Raw genomic sequence first — 13107 nt, forward strand, 5'->3', positions numbered from 1 at the left:
GCCGTTACGCGCTGACCTTGTTCAGCCGATCGAGCGCCGCCGCATCGAGTCTGATCTCCGTCGCCCCCGCGATCTCGTTGAATTGCGCGAGGTTCGTCGCGCTGACAATGGGCGCCGTGACGCCGGGCTGCGCGATAAGCCAGGCGAGCGCGATTTGTGTGGGCGTCGCCTGATGGCGGGCCGCGACTGAATCGAGGGCCGCGAGAATGTCGAAGCCGCGCGGATCGAGATAATGCGCGACGGTCTTGCCGCGCGCCTTTCCCTCGAGGTCTTTCATGTCGCGATATTTCCCTGTGAGGAAGCCCGCGGCCAAGGCGTAATAGGGAATGACGCCGATTCCCTCGGAGATGCAGAGCCTTTGCAGTCCGCCTTCGAATAGCGCGCGATTGGCGAGATTATAATGCGGCTGCAGGCACGCGTAGCGCGGATAGCCTTTGGCTTTGCTCACGGCCAAGGCGTCTGCGAGCCGTGACTCGACATAGTTCGAGGCGCCGATGGCGCGGACCTTCCCCGCCTGAACGAGGCTCGCGAAGGCTTCGAGCGTTTCCTCGAGCGGCGTCCAGACATCGTCGACATGAGCTTGGTAGAGGTCGATACGGTCGGTCCTGAGCCGGCGCAGCGAGGCCTCGGCGGATTGAATGATATGGCTTTTCGACAGGCCCTTGCCGGCTGATCTCATATCCATGCCGACCTTAGTCGCGACGAGGATCTTGTCGCGGTCGCCGCCGCGCTGGAGCCACTTGCCAATGATCGCTTCGGATTCGCCGCCCTGATGGCCATCGACCCAGATCGAATAGACGTCGGCTGTGTCGATCAGATTGAGGCCCCGATCGACGAAAGCGTCAATGATCGAAAACGAGGTCGCCTCGTCCGCCGTCCAACCGAAGACATTCCCGCCCAAGGCGAGCGGGGCGACGCTAAGGCCAGAGTCGCCGAGTTTTCGCTTCTCCATTGGCCACATGCTCCTTTTCGGCCGATCGGCGGTGCGCCGCCGCTTCGCGAGAATTTATAGAGCAATGGAGAGGCGCGCCAATCCCGGCGTGATCGGCCTGGCGGGCGGTCTGTCCGCTCGAATGTTTTTTCCTTTTTTGCAATTGAGATCTGTGGCTTGATCCCGGCTGCTCGCTTGGGATTTTAGAATTGCCCTAATCGGGGCGCCGCGCGCCGGAGACCGTTATGACGGACATCTACAGCTCTTATCGCAAGGACATTTATACAGAGCCTGCCGACGTCGATATCGACACATTGCAAAACCTGGGTCCGTTACGGTCCATGGCCGGCGTCTGGCGCGGATCGAAAGGCTTGGACGTCAACCCTAAAGCCGCGGGGCCGGAGACGCAGGCTTTCGTTGAAAGGCTGGAGCTGCAGCCGATCGACCCGCAGACCAATGGGCCGCAATTATTCTATGGGCTGCGTTATCATCAACATATCGTCAAGCCCGGCGAGGTTGAAACCTACCATGATCAGATCGGCTATTGGCTGTGGGAGCCGGCCACCGAAACGATCATTCAAACGCTTGCGATTCCGCGCGGGCAAGTCGCGATGGCGGTCGGCAGGGCCGCGCCTGAGTCAAAGGAATTCGAACTCGTCGCCTCGCGTGGGCTCACCACCTATGGGATCTGCTCGAACGTCTTTCTCGAGGAAGCCTTTCGGACAGACGAATATCGCATCAAGATCACCATCAACGACGATGGGACATGGTCTTACGACGAGACGACGACGCTCGTTATCAAGGGCGAGACGCGCTTCGCCCACACCGACAAGGACACTTTGATTAAGATTGGAGAGCCGGCGCTAAATCCGCTGGCCAAGGCCAAGAGCGCTCGCTAGCCTAATCCTCCGCGGCGCCGAACTTTGTTTCGCGCGAATGAGCGCGCTGGCAGTTTTATCACGCGACATTGATGCGTCGGAGGTCGCCGCCGTGCCTTTTAGAATGGCGCGTTTCGTGTTCTGGACCGGGATTTATAACGCCGGTCTTGCCTTGGTCTTGGTCTTCCCGCCGCTTTATCGGGCGCTCGGCCTGTCCATATGCACGCCGGTCTGGGCCTGGCTTATCGCCGGGTTTCTCGCTTATACGAGCGTCGCTTTAATCTACGCCTCGCGCGATCTGGCGCGGCGCGGGGCGCTCGTCTATTGGGAATCCTTGCTGCGCTATTTCGCGGCGATCGTGCTCGTTCCTGCCGGTCTGTTCGGCGATATTGGCTTCATCGCCGCATTGCTGGGACTTGGCGATCTGGCCATCGGCGTGGCTTATATGTTTGGCCTGCCGAAGGAACTCGGGGTCTCGCATCAGGCTTTGCTCTTCGACCGAGTCGGCTGAATGCGCGGGCGCTGAGCGCGCCGACCAGGCAATGGGAAACGCGCCTCCATTTCGTTCGGCTTCCGCTTGCAGCGAATGCGGCTGCTTCCCATTAAATTGACCAACTCCCCATATTGGGCGCAAAGATTGGGGTCCAGTCGATTTGGCGCATAATGGCGCAAAGCGCCGCTTGATTCGTTTCAGCCGCGCGGGAGCCTTGAACCCTTGACCGATCCTTTTTCCTTCGCCGATCTCGACGCCGCCGATCCGGCTCCCGCGCCTCGGGCGGGCGGAATCGCCGCGCGGGCGCGGGCGGCCGCAGGCGGTCAGCGCTACCTTGACGGATTGAACCCAGAGCAGCGCGCCGCCATCGAGGCTATGGAAGGCCCGGTCCTGGTGCTCGCCGGCGCGGGCACCGGCAAGACCCGCGTGCTGACGACGCGGATCGCCCATATCATTGGCCAAGGCCGCGCTCGCGCGCATGAAATCCTCGCCGTCACCTTCACCAATAAGGCCGCGCGGGAAATGAAGGAGCGCGTCGCGGCGCTCGCTGGGCCGGTCGCCGAGGGCATGCCCTGGCTCGGCACGTTTCACGCCATTTCAACTAAGATCCTGCGCCGCCACGCCGAGCTTGTCGGCCTCAAATCGAGCTTCACTATTCTCGATACGGACGACCAGATCCGCTTGATGAAGCAGGTCTTGCAGGCCGAGAATGTCGACGACAAGCGCTGGCCCGCCCGCGCGCTCGCCTATCAGATCGACGCCTGGAAAAATCGCGGCCTCGATCCGGCGCATGTGCCCGCGGGCGAGGCGGCCGCTTTCGCCAATGGCAAGGGCGGCGCGCTTTACGCGCTCTATCAGGAGCGCTTGAAGATCCTGAACGCTGCCGATTTTGGCGATCTCTTGTTGGAATCGTTGCGGCTGCTGCGCGACAATCCCGATGTGTTGAAGCAATATCAGGATCGCTTCCACTACATGCTGGTCGACGAGTATCAGGACACGAACAGCGTCCAATATTTATGGCTGAGGCTTCTCGCCCAAGGGCGGCGCAATATCTGCTGCGTCGGCGACGACGATCAGTCGATCTATGGCTGGCGCGGCGCCGAGGTCGACAACATCCTGCGCTTCGGAAGCGATTTTCCGGGCGCGAAAATCATCAGGCTCGAGCGCAACTACCGTTCGACCGGGCATATTCTCGCCGTGGCCGCCTCCCTCATCGCGCATAATCAGGGCAGGCTCGGCAAGACCCTGTTCACCGATGGCGAGCTCGGCGACAAGCCGACCGTCGCCGGCGTCTGGGACTCGGAGGAGGAGGCCCGCGCCATCGGCGAGGAGATCGAGCAACTGGCCCGCGCCGGTCATGATTACGAGGAGATTGCGATTCTGGTCCGCGCTTCGTTTCAGATGCGCGAATTCGAGGAGCGCTTCATCACCTTGGGCTTGCCATATCGCGTGATCGGCGGCCCGAGATTCTATGAGCGCGCCGAGATCCGCGATGCGCTCGCCTATTTGCGCTGCGTCGCACAGCCGGCGGATGATCTCGCCTTTGAGCGCATTTTCAACACGCCGAAGCGCGGCCTTGGCGACGCGACCTTGCAGCTCTTGCATGATTGCGCGCGGCGGAAGCGGATCCCCTTGATGCGCGCGGCCGAGATCATGGTCGAGACCGAGGAGCTGAAGCCGAAGCAGCGCCAGACCCTGCGCGATCTCCTCGCCGATTTCGCCCGTTGGGCGTCCTTGATCGACTTGAAGCCGCAGGGCGAACTCGCCGAGATGATTTTGGAGGAATCCGGCTACACGGATCTGTGGCGGAAGGACCGCACCGCGGAGGCGGCGGGCCGGCTCGAAAATTTGAAGGAGCTTGTCCGCGCGATGGAGGAGTTTCCCGATCTCGCCGGGTTTCTCGAGCATATTTCGCTGGTGATGGAGGCCGAAGGCAAGGACGCCGGCGCGCGTCTCTCCATCATGACATTGCACGCGGCGAAAGGCCTGGAGTTCGAGACCGTCTTCCTACCGGGCTGGGAAGAGGGGCTTTTCCCGCACCAACGCTCTCTTGACGAGTCCGGCCGCGCCGGACTGGAGGAGGAGCGGCGACTCGCCTATGTGGGGCTCACGCGGGCGAAGCGCCGGGCGAAAATCTATTTCGCCACCAATCGGCGCATTCACGGCCTTTGGCAGACCACGATCCCATCGCGCTTTCTCGATGAATTGCCGGCCGATCATGTGGACGTTGTCGAGGCGGCGTCGGGCCAGGCCTATGGCGGCTACGCCCAATCGCGTTTCGCCAATATGGATAGCTACGCCTCATCCTACACGACGCCCGGCTGGCGGCGCGCGCAAGGGCGGGCGCAGGAGGCAAAGCAAGGGCAGGGGCAGGACAGGGCGAGCGCCTTTAAAGAAAGCAAGGCGCGGCGCGGGCCCATGCAGATCGAGGGCGAGCTTGTGGCGAGTTCCGGGGCCTCTTCGTCCTTCCGCGTCGGCGCGCGGGTGTTCCACATGAAATTCGGCTATGGCGCCGTGGCGGCTGTGGACGGCAACAAGCTGACGGTGGATTTCGACAAGGCCGGCCGCAAGATGGTGCTCGAGAGCTTTGTGCAGGCTGGGTAGGGAGTGGCTGTTTGCGGTTTCCTTTCATCTGCAACGAATAACTAGGCGCGACCGAATCATCGGGACTGGCGCCGCATACTGAAACATCGCTGCGACATTAAGCGCCGCCTGAGGGGGTTAAGTTTAGCCTTCGCTCGCAATGAGCCTAACAAATTGCTAAGCGGGGGACGCGAAATTTCCGTTCATGGGCGAAAAGGTCTGTGGCATGCCAGCGTTGTCCACCCCGCCGGCAATTATCATCACCTTCGATGAAGGCGGCGAAGTTTCCAAATATATCCAGCGCGAACGTGCATGGGAGGCGCAGAAGCGGCGCATCATCGTGCGCGGCTTGTGCGGCTCAGCCTGCACGATCTATCTGAAATCGCCTTTTTTGTGCGCCGAGCCGACGGCCCAATTCGCCTTTCATGAATCCTATCTTCGTCGCGGCAAGTCGGAGACCGCGTTGGTCGATCCGGAGAGCAATTCCTACATGCTCCAATGGTATCCGCAGCGCATTCGAGAATTCATCGCGTCGCAGGGCGGCTTGACCACAACGCCCGTCTACTTGGAAGGGCGTTGGATGCAACAGCTTGTGCCTCAATGCAAATAGGCCCGAGCGGAAGAGGCGAATGCGGGCCAAGAGCGTCGAGGCGTTTCCTCATCCATATTGCGCGATCCCATTTCCGAAGGACCAATTTTCCTTTGCAACCTCGACGAGATTCACGAACACGTTTTCGGGCCTGATCCCCGGAGTCTTAGCCAAAATCTCGGCGAAGCGCGCATAAAACGCCTTTTTCTTCTCCAAAGTGCGCGTGTTGTTGGCGGTAATCTCGATGATCACGAAATCATCGTCGCGCGCTATGCCGAGATAGCTTGCGCTAAAGAGAAAATTATCGCGCTCATATTCGTCGATTAGCATGAAGCGATCGTCCTCGGGCACGTCGAAGGCCTCGCGCATGGCCTGATAGACGCGGTCCAAAATGGCCTTGCGATATTCGGGCGGCTTGCCCTTCAACAATGAAACGCGGATCAGCGGCATTCGTCGGAACCTTTCCTACCGTTTGTGAGGCGGCGCCTTAAAGCACCTTGCCGGGGTTGAGAATGTTCTTCGGATCGAGCGTGTGCTTCAACGCGCGCATCACGTCCATCGCGACCTTGTCCTTCACTTTCGGCAACAGGTCTCGCTTCAACTGCCCGATGCCGTGCTCGGCGGAGATCGAGCCGTGATGCGCCGCGACGATCCCGTGAACGATGGCGTTCACCTCGTCCCAGCGGGCGAGAAACTCCGCCTTGTCGGCTCCGATCGGCTGCGACACGTTGCAGTGGATATTGCCGTCGCCGACATGGCCAAAGGGCACTATGCGCGCGCCGGGAATCGTGGCGGTCACCGCGCGCTCGGCCTCTTCGATGAAAGCGGCGACATCGGCGACGGGCACGCTGACGTCATGCTTGATCGAGCCGCCTTCATGGCGTTGGACCTCGGCTAAAAGCTCGCGCAATTTCCAAAAATCCTGCCGCTGGGCCTCGGAAGCTGCGAGCGCGGCGTCCTCGACAATGCCTTTTTCGGCCGCCGCCTCCAACAGCGCGAGCATGCGGTTTTCGAGGCCCTGGGAATGTTGTGAGGCGAGCTCCATCAGCACGTACCAGGCGTGGGGTCCGGCTAAAGGGTCGCGGACGCCTTGCGCATGTTTGAGGACAAATTCGAGCCCGATGCGGGGGATTAACTCAAAACCGGTGATCTCGCCGCCCACCGTCTCCCCCGAGAGATCGAGCAGGGCGAGCGCCGCATGCGGGGAGCCGAGCCCAATAAATGCGGTCGCGATCTCGCGCGGCCTCGGAAAGAGCTTCAGGACGGCGGCGGTGATGATTCCGAGCGTGCCTTCTGAACCGATGAACAGATTCTTGAGGTCATAGCCCGTGTTGTCTTTCTTGAGCTTGGACAAGGTCGATAAGATCCGTCCATCGGCGAGCACGACCTCGAGCCCGGTCACGAGATCGCGGGCGTTTCCATAGGCGATGACGGCGGTCCCGCCGGCATTGGTCGCGAGATTGCCGCCGATGGTGCAGGAGCCTTCGGAGGCGAGCGAGAGCGGGAATAGGCGTCCGGCGCGGGCCGCTTCCTCTTGCGCCCGCGCGAGCGTCATGCCGGCTTCGACGGTCATGGTGTTGGAGCCGACGTCGATCTCGCGGAGGGCTTGCATTCGGCCGAGCCAGAGTACGATGGAGCCGCCGCCGGAGTCGGGAATCTGTCCGCCGACGAGGCCGGTATTGCCTCCCTGCGGGACGACTGGCGTGGCGGTCTCGCTGCAGAGCTCGAGAACGGCCGCGACCTCCGCCGTGGAGCCGGGCCTGACGACACAGGCCGCCGCGCCTTTGAAGAGATCGCGCGGCTCATGCAGGAAAGGCTCGATGTCCATCGGGTCCGTGAGCACATTCGCGGGGCCGACAATATGCGCGAGGCGCGCCGCCAGATCGGTGCGGGTCAAGGGCGCTGGCGCGGCAGTGTCCATGTCAGTTTTCGTCCCTTCGCCCGCTTAGCGGAGAAGCGCGGCGCAATCTTTATCGCGTCGCGCGCCCTCGGCCGTTTTCATCGGCGCGCCGCCTTGTCCATCGGTATAATAATTGCTGTTCAGTCGCTTAGAAGACAAATCCGACCATAGACCGTGCAAGAATATCGGCTTCCATCTGGCGCCGATTCTTCGCAAGCGCGGCGCCTCACCCTAGCAGCGGATCGCCCAGCCTTCCACTCGTCACCGAAGGAGGAAGCGGCGCGTCGCTGCGACCCGAGGCGAATGGCTCGAGAGATTCTCAATTGGACTCCACGGATGAAGCTGTTCTTCATGTGCGGCTATAACTCCGACGCAGCGCATGATGCGGAGGCGCGGCCGCCGGCTTATCAGGACGCTTATCGCTTCTGCCGCGCCGTGCGTTCCGGTCGGTTCGAGCAGCCGTTCCTGATCCATATGAAGACGGATAAGGTCAGCATCACCCAAAGAAACATTGGCCTGGCTCGCCGCGCCTTTGGAAAATTCATCGCCAAGCGGATCGCGGAGGAAGGGTCTTGGTCGAATCCGCTCCTCGTCCCGATCCCGTCTGAAGATGCGCTGATCGACGCCAAGGAGTTTCGCTCATGGGTCATGGTGAGCGAGGCTTTGGCGCCGATCGATCTCAAATGGTCTCTGGTCGATGCGCTGTTTTGGACGGCGCCGCCCTTGTCTCTCGACGCCCACTCGGTTGCGCCGCCGATGGTTTGCGACTTTCCTGTGGGGGGCCAGGCGATCGTCCTGCTTGACGATATCGTGTCCTCCAGCGCCTCCCTCTTCGCCGCGAGGGACTGCCTTCGCGCCGAAGGGGCCGTGGTTCTCGGGGCCATCGCCTGCGGCCGCCTCGTTCACGATTTTAGCGGGGAGGCTTTCGGCCGGCAGGAGATCTGGCTGGACGAGGCGCCGGGCGTGGACAACTAGGCGCGTCGATCGGCTGGCGCCGTTTTGCATGTGCCGTTCATTGCGCGGGCCTAGAGCGCGTTCCGATTGGGTGGAATCACCCAATCGAAAAGAACTCGCTCCAATTCAATAAGTTGGAGCATGTTCTAATCGAAAAAGTCGTGCAACTTTTTCGGAACATGCTCTAGGGACCTCGCGCGCTTCAACGCTAGGGTTTGCGACGGATGAATGAAGAAACGGATTTTGCAGTCGAGCAGGCGGATGAGGAGACCATTCTCGTGCGTCATCTCCACGAGGCCCATCGCTACGCGTTTTTCATCGTTGCCGAGGGCGGCCGCCGCAGTCTCGGCGATGGAATCACGATCGGCAATAATGCGACGGTCAATGATGGCGCGAGCTTTAGCGGCGAGGCGCGCGCTTTCGCGGAAGCCGAGGCGCGAAGCCGCAAACTGATCGATTGAATTTCAGGCGCCGGCCGGCGGAAATGCCTCGTGGAGAAGGCCGTCGAGGAGGCGGCTCGCGGGTCTCGCGCCCAGTCGCTCCCAACTCATCTTGGCCGGCGCGTCGACCGAGCCGGCCTCGACGCCGGCGAAAGGGACATGCTCGCCCCATTGCCGCCAAAAGAACGCTGCGCCGCCCTTGGCGCATTGGTCGCGCAGCGATCGCGCCCAATCCGGGTGGCAGGGCTGCGCCTCGCCGCCTGTCTCGCCGCCTGCGACGACCCAATCCAGGCGCGCCGCGCCGGCGTTCGGGTTCCCGAGCCATGAGCCGAGCTTGAGATCGAGCGGCTCAAGCAAGGGTTCGGCCGCGATCCAGCGCACCGCCGACGGCGTTTGCAGCAGAAGCGGAATGCGGCGGTCTGCTTCTTTCTGGTTCTCGGCGGTGACCCCGAGCCAGACATTGAGAAGCGGCCAGGCGCCGATCTCGCGGGTCGCCTCGCCGCCCGGCGCAATTTTCTCCATGGCGAGGGCGATTCGGCCGGGCGTCGCAGGGTCCGCGACATAGGGCTGCATCACCTTCGGCCGTTTGGTCAGCACTTGGAAAATGTGGCGCGGCGCGAGCGCCATGACCGCGAAGACGAGATCGATCGTCTCGACGGGAAGCGATTCGTGGAAGAGATCGGACAAAGCGTTGACGAAAATTCGGCGCGGGCTCTCCCAGCCGAGCGGGAGCGCGAGGCGCTCCTCGAGAAGCGCGATCTTGCCGGTCCAGGCTGCGCCTCCCGGACCGATTTCCGCGAATCCATGTCCCCACTGGCCGCTTTGCGACGCCGCGGCGGTGAGACCTTCAGCATAGCAATGGCGACAGGCAGCGCTTTTGCGCGTGCAGCCGGCGAGCGGATCCCAGACCGCATCCGCCCATTCGATCGCGAGGCGCGTCTCCAAGTCGCTCAGCCTATGTAGTCTTGGACGATATCGGACAGAAGGCGGTTCATGTCGTCGATCGCCTTGTTCGTGAAAACCGAGCTCTTCTCGCCAGTCGCCCGATTGGACAGCGCGAATTTCTCATGCTCGAAATTGATCTGCTCGCCGATGATGGCGAAGGGAATGCTCAAAACGGGCTTGCCCGGCCGCGAGGCTTCGAGCACGCCCGCGACTCTGCCTTCCGCCGCCGACACTTCCGGATTGTTGACGATAAGGCCGAAGTTAGGACCGATCTCTTTCTGAATCATCTCGTTCAAGACGCTGATCCAGCGGAAGAAGCCCGTGAAATTCGCCTGCGCCTCGCGGATTAGGCGCTCTTCCTCCGCGCTCGGCCCCGTCGCCGTCACGCGCCGGCCCCGCGGCGTAGAATGTCTTTAGTTCCGGCCATGATGCGTCCTTTCGGCGTCGCCGCCCTGCATGAGTTCCGAGCGCGGATCCGCGGCGCTCAGGCGAGTGGCGCCGAACGGCGGGGCTCAGGCTTTAATTGAATATTGGAAGGCCGATATAGGTGTCGTCCGCGCCGCCCCAGGCTTTGTGCAAATCGAAGCCTTCTTTCCATTTCGCGGATTCCGCCTCATCGGCAGGCCGATGCGTGACCTTCGCCTCTTCGTTTCCGGCAAGAAGATATTTCTTCGCATTGCGGACGAAGCGATCGAGATCCTTCTTGTCATTGGGACGGATCACGCAGCGCGGCGCGCCGTCGACCAAAATCATCATGGGCAGCATGTTCCTCGTCTCCGCTCCGCGAGAAACGCGGTCGAGAGCGCGCGTCTCGCCTTGATGCAGCGCGACAAAGCCCATGCAATGATCATGCAACGCAATAGTAGCGGGGCAGGTGAAATCAACGAGGGGCGTAGTTTCGACTCGAGCGGGAAAAGGGGGGCTTTTTTCGCGGTCGGCTTGATTTGCGCCGGCGCTTCAAGCTAATGTCCCGCACGCTTAGGAGTGTAGCTCAATTTGGTTAGAGCACCGGTCTCCAAAACCGGGGGTTGGGGGTTCGAGTCCCTCCTCTCCTGCCAGCCGGCGAGAGATCTTGCGTCAGCTTTTGGGTCCAAGCCACCTTCTAGGCGGACCGCCAGCCTAGACGACTGACGGCCCAGCGGTCTCCTCCGACGCAGCGTTAAGAACAAACGGCCTTGCCGCATTTCCTGACATTCGCGACCTTGGCCTGAAGCTCGTCATAGCCGACGGCGCCGACGATGACGTCCTCGCCGACGACATAGGTTGGCGTGCCGGTCACTTGCAGCGACTTGGCGAGGGCTAGGGATTCGTCGACCCCGGCTGTCGCCCCGGCGGCTTCCGCGTCCTTCCCCAGCCTTTCCATGTCGAGGCCAAGATCCTTGGCGACCGCAAGCGCTTCCGCCTTGCCGACATGGCCACGCGCGCCCAGCAGTTTCTGGTGAAACTCCCAGAATTTCGCGCCCTTGATCTGATTATTCGCGGCATTGGCTATGCGCGCCGCCTCGGTCGAGCCTGGCGAGAGAATGGGAAGATCGCGCAAGACGATGCGCAGGTCCGGATTTTCCTTCATGAGCCGCGCGAGGTCGTTCAGGGCGCGCTTGCAATAACCGCAATTGTAATCGAAAAATTCGACCAGGGTGATTTTGCCGTTCGGATTGCCGATCACCGCCTGCTTGGCGCCGCTAAAAAGCGGGTTTGACGGATTTCCGACGATTTCATTTCGCGCCTTGGCTTCGGCGAGCTTATCGCGCGCCTCGAGCTCGCCGATGGCCTCGCGCAAAATCTCCGGCTTTTCGAGAAGATAATCCTTGATGATCGACTGGATCTCGCTCTTCTGCTCAGGCGTGAAAGGCTCGGCGCGCGCCGGCGCGAAGGGGAGGGCGAATGCGACGATGGCGAAGGTCGCCGCAAGGCTCGCAAGATGCCGGAACGGCGCCGGGGGCAGCTGAAACATTCAATTTTCTCCTCGAAATAGATCCAAAGCATAGAGCGTTAGCCGGCTTATGGGAATGTCGGGCGGCCGACGCAAGGCGATCATCTTTTTCTTATCGGAAATCAGCGCGCGCCGGCCGACATCCGCTTCGGGGCCGAGACGCAAAAGCAGCGACGCCGAGACATCGAAAGGATTTGCGGGATGACGGAGCCCTTGGCGCAATTGAAAGCCCCGGCCGAGCGCCACGCGCCGATTTCGCGAAGATCCGATGTCGCGCCCTTCATGGCTCTCGACGTTATGGTCGGCGCGCGACGGCGCGAGCAGGAAGGGCATGACGTCATCCATCTCGAGATCGGCGAGCCAGCCGCGTCGCCGCCGCGCGCGGTTCGGGAGGCCGCCCTCGCGGCGCTCGACGGCCGCCGCATCGGCTATACCGAGGCGCTCGGACGGCCGAGCCTCAGGGCGCGGATCGCGCGGCATTATCGCGAGACCTATGGCGTCGAGATCGCGCCCGAACGGATCGCCGTGACAACCGGCTCCTCCGGCGGATTCATTCTCGCCTTTCTGGCCTTGTTCGACGTCGGCGCGCGGGTCGCGATCGCCGCGCCTGGCTATCCGGCCTATCGCAACATTCTGGAGACGCTCGGGATCGAGACGGTGACGCTGGAGGCGCCGGAGGAGAACGGCTTTATCGTCACGGCCGCCATGATCGAGGCGGCGCATGCCGAAAAGGCGCTCGACGGCGTCCTCTTGATGAGCCCGGCTAATCCGACCGGAAGCATGACGAGCGGAGATGCGTTGCGGGAAATCTGCGAGGCTTGCGCGCGCTTGAGGATCGCCTTGATTTCCGATGAGGTCTATCACGGCTTGACCTATGAGGCGCAGGCGCAAAGCGCGCTGCAATTCTCCTCCGACGCCGTCGTCGTGAATTCCTTCTCCAAATATTTCTGCATGACCGGCTGGCGGATCGGCTGGCTCGTCCTGCCCGACGCTCTTATCCGTCCGATCGAACGCCTTCAGCAGAGCCTGGCGATCTCAGTTCCCTTCTTAAGCCAGCTCGGGGCCGAGGCCGCCTTCGAGGCGAAGGCCGAACTCGCCTCCGTGGTCGCGGCCTATGCGCGAAACCGTGCGATTCTCTTGAATGAATTGCCCGCCATGGGACTCGGGCGGTTTCCCCGGCCCGACGGCGCCTTTTACGTCTATGTGGACGTCTCCCGCTTCACCGATGATTCGCTCGATTTTTGCGGCCGGATGCTGAAGGACATTGGCGTCGCCGCGACGCCGGGACTCGATTTTGACCGCTGTCGCGGTCATTGCGCCGTGCGTTTCTCTTTCGCTGGGCCGGAGAAGGATCTGATCGAAGCGATGCTGCGCTTGAAATCCTGGCTCCGTTGAGCGGGCGGCTTTCGCCAAGGGAAGGGCGGAGCTTCCGATCGACTCGCACTTTGGCTTCGGCTGACG

The 13107-nt window shown here is 62.0% G+C and carries 14 protein-coding genes and 1 tRNA gene; 8 read left to right on the forward strand and 7 right to left on the reverse strand.

The annotated features are described in order from the left end of the window. Window positions 1-4 precede the first annotated feature (4 nt). The gene (locus tag METAC_RS0104475) at window positions 5-952 is read right to left on the reverse strand and encodes an aldo/keto reductase (protein ID WP_026606088.1); all 948 of its coding nucleotides are present in this window, start codon (window positions 950-952) and stop codon (window positions 5-7) included. Window positions 953-1176: 224 nt separating this feature from the next. Between METAC_RS0104475 and METAC_RS0104485 the strand changes: the two genes are divergently transcribed. The 4 genes from METAC_RS0104485 to METAC_RS22340 all read left to right on the forward strand — a co-directional run bounded on the left by METAC_RS0104485 (window position 1177) and on the right by METAC_RS22340 (window position 5495). Further along, complete coding sequence (locus tag METAC_RS0104485) at window positions 1177-1830, forward strand: FABP family protein (protein WP_026606089.1); 654 nt, start codon at window positions 1177-1179, stop codon at window positions 1828-1830. A 37-nt stretch (window positions 1831-1867) separates the two neighbouring features. Then, complete coding sequence (locus tag METAC_RS0104490) at window positions 1868-2320, forward strand: hypothetical protein (protein WP_026606090.1); 453 nt, start codon at window positions 1868-1870, stop codon at window positions 2318-2320. A gap of 204 nt (window positions 2321-2524) precedes the next feature. Continuing rightward, window positions 2525-4906, forward strand: coding sequence for an ATP-dependent helicase (locus METAC_RS0104495; RefSeq protein WP_026606091.1), 2382 nt, complete (start codon window positions 2525-2527; stop codon window positions 4904-4906). 205 nt (window positions 4907-5111) lie between these two features. Then, a complete protein-coding gene (locus METAC_RS22340) occupies window positions 5112-5495 on the forward strand; it encodes a hypothetical protein (protein WP_156898112.1) in 384 nt (127 codons plus the stop codon). 48 nt (window positions 5496-5543) lie between these two features. Here METAC_RS22340 and METAC_RS0104505 read toward each other — a convergent pair whose 3' ends face one another. Both METAC_RS0104505 and METAC_RS0104510 read right to left on the reverse strand, forming a co-directional pair. Beyond that, complete coding sequence (locus METAC_RS0104505) at window positions 5544-5924, reverse strand: tautomerase family protein (RefSeq protein ID WP_026606092.1); 381 nt, start codon at window positions 5922-5924, stop codon at window positions 5544-5546. A gap of 37 nt (window positions 5925-5961) precedes the next feature. Then, window positions 5962-7395: an FAD-binding oxidoreductase gene (locus tag METAC_RS0104510; protein WP_036255289.1), complete on the reverse strand. Its 1434-nt coding sequence runs from the start codon at window positions 7393-7395 to the stop codon at window positions 5962-5964. 315 nt (window positions 7396-7710) lie between these two features. On the opposite strand from METAC_RS0104510, the gene METAC_RS0104520 reads away from it, so the two are divergent. Together METAC_RS0104520 and METAC_RS0104525 are read left to right on the forward strand one after the other, a co-directional pair. Beyond that, window positions 7711-8349 carry a phosphoribosyltransferase gene (locus METAC_RS0104520; protein ID WP_026606094.1) on the forward strand — a complete coding sequence of 213 codons (639 nt, stop codon included), beginning with the start codon at window positions 7711-7713 and terminating at the stop codon, window positions 8347-8349. Between the two features lie 203 nt (window positions 8350-8552). Beyond that, window positions 8553-8789: a hypothetical protein gene (locus METAC_RS0104525; protein WP_026606095.1), complete on the forward strand. Its 237-nt coding sequence runs from the start codon at window positions 8553-8555 to the stop codon at window positions 8787-8789. A gap of 3 nt (window positions 8790-8792) precedes the next feature. Here the strand turns inward: METAC_RS0104525 and METAC_RS0104530 are convergent, their stop codons facing one another. The 3 genes from METAC_RS0104530 to METAC_RS0104540 form a co-directional block, all read right to left on the reverse strand. Further along, on the reverse strand, window positions 8793-9713 hold the full coding sequence (locus tag METAC_RS0104530; RefSeq protein WP_036255291.1) for a phage Gp37/Gp68 family protein: 921 nt from the start codon (window positions 9711-9713) through the stop codon (window positions 8793-8795). Window positions 9714-9718: 5 nt separating this feature from the next. Continuing rightward, on the reverse strand, window positions 9719-10099 hold the full coding sequence (locus METAC_RS0104535; protein WP_026606097.1) for a hypothetical protein: 381 nt from the start codon (window positions 10097-10099) through the stop codon (window positions 9719-9721). 133 nt (window positions 10100-10232) lie between these two features. Further along, on the reverse strand, window positions 10233-10478 hold the full coding sequence (locus tag METAC_RS0104540; RefSeq protein ID WP_026606098.1) for a hypothetical protein: 246 nt from the start codon (window positions 10476-10478) through the stop codon (window positions 10233-10235). A 215-nt stretch (window positions 10479-10693) separates the two neighbouring features. On the opposite strand from METAC_RS0104540, the gene METAC_RS0104545 reads away from it, so the two are divergent. After that, window positions 10694-10771 (forward strand) — tRNA-Trp (locus METAC_RS0104545). Window positions 10772-10872: 101 nt separating this feature from the next. Here the strand turns inward: METAC_RS0104545 and METAC_RS0104550 are convergent. Continuing rightward, complete coding sequence (locus METAC_RS0104550) at window positions 10873-11667, reverse strand: DsbA family protein (protein WP_026606099.1); 795 nt, start codon at window positions 11665-11667, stop codon at window positions 10873-10875. A 180-nt stretch (window positions 11668-11847) separates the two neighbouring features. Here METAC_RS0104550 and METAC_RS0104560 point away from each other — a divergent pair, with 180 nt between their 5' ends. After that, window positions 11848-13041, forward strand: coding sequence for a pyridoxal phosphate-dependent aminotransferase (locus tag METAC_RS0104560; protein ID WP_036255292.1), 1194 nt, complete (start codon window positions 11848-11850; stop codon window positions 13039-13041). The last annotated feature ends 66 nt before the right edge of the window (window positions 13042-13107 follow it).

Source organism: Methylocapsa acidiphila B2 (assembly GCF_000427445.1).
In the GTDB taxonomy this organism is placed as follows: domain Bacteria; phylum Pseudomonadota; class Alphaproteobacteria; order Rhizobiales; family Beijerinckiaceae; genus Methylocapsa; species Methylocapsa acidiphila.